The 3,964-nt window shown below is 52.1% G+C and carries 2 tRNA genes and 2 rRNA genes; all 4 read right to left on the bottom strand.

Annotation, left to right across the window (positions count from 1 at the left end):
* A 23S ribosomal RNA gene (locus ACH495_RS31785) occupies positions 1 to 1,630 on the bottom strand; the annotation flags it as partial.
* A gap of 207 nt (positions 1,631 to 1,837) precedes the next feature.
* Positions 1,838 to 1,913, bottom strand: a tRNA-Ala gene (locus tag ACH495_RS31790).
* 38 nt (positions 1,914 to 1,951) lie between these two features.
* Positions 1,952 to 2,028, bottom strand: a tRNA-Ile gene (locus ACH495_RS31795).
* A gap of 74 nt (positions 2,029 to 2,102) precedes the next feature.
* A 16S ribosomal RNA gene (locus ACH495_RS31800) occupies positions 2,103 to 3,644 on the bottom strand.
* Between the last annotated feature and the right edge of the window lie 320 nt (positions 3,645 to 3,964).

Consider the following 3,964-nt stretch of genomic DNA (forward strand, 5'->3'; position numbering starts at 1 on the left):
CCTGACCACCTGTGTCGGTTTGGGGTACGATTTAATGTTACCTGATGCTTAGAGGATTTTCCTGGAAGCAGGGCATCAACTACTTCTGCACCGTAGTGCATCGTCATCACGCCTCAGGGTTAGTATGCAACCGGATTTACCAGGTCACACCCCCTACACGCTTAAACCGGGACAACCGTCGCCCGGCTAGCCTAGCCTTCTCCGTCCCCCCTTCGCAGTAACACCAAGTACAGGAATATTAACCTGTTTCCCATCGACTACGCTTTTCAGCCTCGCCTTAGGGGTCGACTCACCCTGCCCCGATTAACGTTGGACAGGAACCCTTGGTCTTCCGGCGAGCGGGCTTTTCACCCGCTTTATCGTTACTTATGTCAGCATTCGCACTTCTGATACCTCCAGCAACCCTCACAGGCCACCTTCAACGGCTTACAGAACGCTCCCCTACCCAACAACGCCTAAGCGTCGCTGCCGCAGCTTCGGTGCATGGTTTAGCCCCGTTACATCTTCCGCGCAGGCCGACTCGACCAGTGAGCTATTACGCTTTCTTTAAATGATGGCTGCTTCTAAGCCAACATCCTGGCTGTCTGTGCCTTCCCACATCGTTTCCCACTTAACCATGACTTTGGGACCTTAGCTGGCGGTCTGGGTTGTTTCCCTCTTCACGACGGACGTTAGCACCCGCCGTGTGTCTCCCGTGATAACATTCTTCGGTATTCGGAGTTTGCATCGGTTTGGTAAGCCGGGATGGCCCCCTAGCCGAAACAGTGCTCTACCCCCGAAGATGAGTTCACGAGGCGCTACCTAAATAGCTTTCGGGGAGAACCAGCTATCTCCCGGTTTGATTGGCCTTTCACCCCCAGCCACAAGTCATCCGCTAATTTTTCAACATTAGTCGGTTCGGTCCTCCAGTTAGTGTTACCCAACCTTCAACCTGCCCATGGCTAGATCACCGGGTTTCGGGTCTATACCTTGCAACTAATCGCCCAGTTAAGACTCGGTTTCCCTACGGCTCCCCTATACGGTTAACCTTGCTACAAAATATAAGTCGCTGACCCATTATACAAAAGGTACGCAGTCACACCACGAAGGTGCTCCCACTGCTTGTACGTACACGGTTTCAGGTTCTATTTCACTCCCCTCGCCGGGGTTCTTTTCGCCTTTCCCTCACGGTACTGGTTCACTATCGGTCAGTCAGGAGTATTTAGCCTTGGAGGATGGTCCCCCCATATTCAGACAGGATGTCACGTGTCCCGCCCTACTCATCGAACTCACGACCTGTGCATTTTAGTGTACGGGGCTATCACCCTTTGCTGCGCGACTTTCCAGACGCTTCCACTAACACACAAGCCGATTCAGGTTCTGGGCTCCTCCCCGTTCGCTCGCCGCTACTGGGGGAATCTCGGTTGATTTCTTTTCCTCGGGGTACTTAGATGTTTCAGTTCCCCCGGTTCGCCTCATGCCACTATGTATTCATGACATGATAGTGTGTCGAAACACACTGGGTTTCCCCATTCGGGTATCGCCGGTTATAACGGTTCATATCACCTTACCGACGCTTTTCGCAGATTAGCACGCCCTTCATCGCCTCTGACTGCCTAGGCATCCACCGTGTACGCTTAGTCACTTAACCTCACAACCCGAAGATGTTTCCATCGTTCGTGCTGCAAACATTTGAGAGACTCTATGACAGGTTACTCTTCATCCCAGTACATCTACGGAGGGATAAATTTCAGCCGTCATGTTTCAATTTTCAGCTTGTTCCAGATTGTTAAAGAGCAAAATACTTCGCAGCATACTGTCGCCAATATACTCTGAAGTATTGAAATACCGGACTATATGGTGGAGCTAAGCGGGATCGAACCGCTGACCTCCTGCGTGCAAGGCAGGCGCTCTCCCAGCTGAGCTATAGCCCCATACAGTCACGTGCAGTACCTTTTCCACTTCGAAGAAGTGGTAGGCCTGAGTGGACTTGAACCACCGACCTCACCCTTATCAGGGGTGCGCTCTAACCACCTGAGCTACAAGCCTATAAAGGTATTTCTGCTCGTTACTTTCTATCAGACAATCTGTGTGAGCACGCCACTCGAATCAATATCTTTAGGTAAGGAGGTGATCCAACCGCAGGTTCCCCTACGGTTACCTTGTTACGACTTCACCCCAGTCATGAATCACAAAGTGGTAAGCGCCCTCCCGAAGGTTAAGCTACCTACTTCTTTTGCAACCCACTCCCATGGTGTGACGGGCGGTGTGTACAAGGCCCGGGAACGTATTCACCGTAGCATTCTGATCTACGATTACTAGCGATTCCGACTTCATGGAGTCGAGTTGCAGACTCCAATCCGGACTACGACATACTTTATGAGGTCCGCTTGCTCTCGCGAGGTCGCTTCTCTTTGTATATGCCATTGTAGCACGTGTGTAGCCCTACTCGTAAGGGCCATGATGACTTGACGTCATCCCCACCTTCCTCCAGTTTATCACTGGCAGTCTCCTTTGAGTTCCCGGCCGAACCGCTGGCAACAAAGGATAAGGGTTGCGCTCGTTGCGGGACTTAACCCAACATTTCACAACACGAGCTGACGACAGCCATGCAGCACCTGTCTCAGAGTTCCCGAAGGCACCAAAGCATCTCTGCTAAGTTCTCTGGATGTCAAGAGTAGGTAAGGTTCTTCGCGTTGCATCGAATTAAACCACATGCTCCACCGCTTGTGCGGGCCCCCGTCAATTCATTTGAGTTTTAACCTTGCGGCCGTACTCCCCAGGCGGTCGATTTAACGCGTTAGCTCCGGAAGCCACGCCTCAAGGGCACAACCTCCAAATCGACATCGTTTACAGCGTGGACTACCAGGGTATCTAATCCTGTTTGCTCCCCACGCTTTCGCACCTGAGCGTCAGTCTTCGTCCAGGGGGCCGCCTTCGCCACCGGTATTCCTCCAGATCTCTACGCATTTCACCGCTACACCTGGAATTCTACCCCCCTCTACGAGACTCTAGCTTGCCAGTTTCAAATGCAGTTCCCAGGTTGAGCCCGGGGATTTCACATCTGACTTAACAAACCGCCTGCGTGCGCTTTACGCCCAGTAATTCCGATTAACGCTTGCACCCTCCGTATTACCGCGGCTGCTGGCACGGAGTTAGCCGGTGCTTCTTCTGCGAGTAACGTCAATTGATGAACGTATTAAGTTCACCACCTTCCTCCTCGCTGAAAGTGCTTTACAACCCGAAGGCCTTCTTCACACACGCGGCATGGCTGCATCAGGCTTGCGCCCATTGTGCAATATTCCCCACTGCTGCCTCCCGTAGGAGTCTGGACCGTGTCTCAGTTCCAGTGTGGCTGGTCATCCTCTCAGACCAGCTAGGGATCGTCGCCTAGGTGAGCCATTACCCCACCTACTAGCTAATCCCATCTGGGCACATCTGATGGCAAGAGGCCCGAAGGTCCCCCTCTTTGGTCTTGCGACGTTATGCGGTATTAGCTACCGTTTCCAGTAGTTATCCCCCTCCATCAGGCAGTTTCCCAGACATTACTCACCCGTCCGCCGCTCGTCACCCAGGGAGCAAGCTCCCCTGTGCTACCGCTCGACTTGCATGTGTTAAGCCTGCCGCCAGCGTTCAATCTGAGCCATGATCAAACTCTTCAATTAAAAGCTTGATTTGCTTCCACTCGAGAAGCGATGCTCAAAGATTTACTGCATGAATTTTACTTCAGTTAGTCACTCTTCAAGACTTGATATTTTTTTGCATCCGAAGATGCTGGATATCGTCTTGTGGAGTGCCCACACAGATTGTCTGATAAATTGTTAAAGAGCAGTGAGTTAGTCGCTTTCGCTTGCTAACTCGAGGTGGCGTATATTACGCTTTTCACCCGGAGAGTCAAGCGTTTATTTCGCTTTCTTCTCGCTGACCCGGCGGCTTGTCAGTCGTTGTTCCCGGTCAGTGGAGGCGCAGTATAGGGAGTTCTCGG

This window comes from Micromonospora sp. NPDC018662, assembly GCF_044391475.1.
Classification (GTDB): domain Bacteria; phylum Actinomycetota; class Actinomycetes; order Mycobacteriales; family Micromonosporaceae; genus Micromonospora.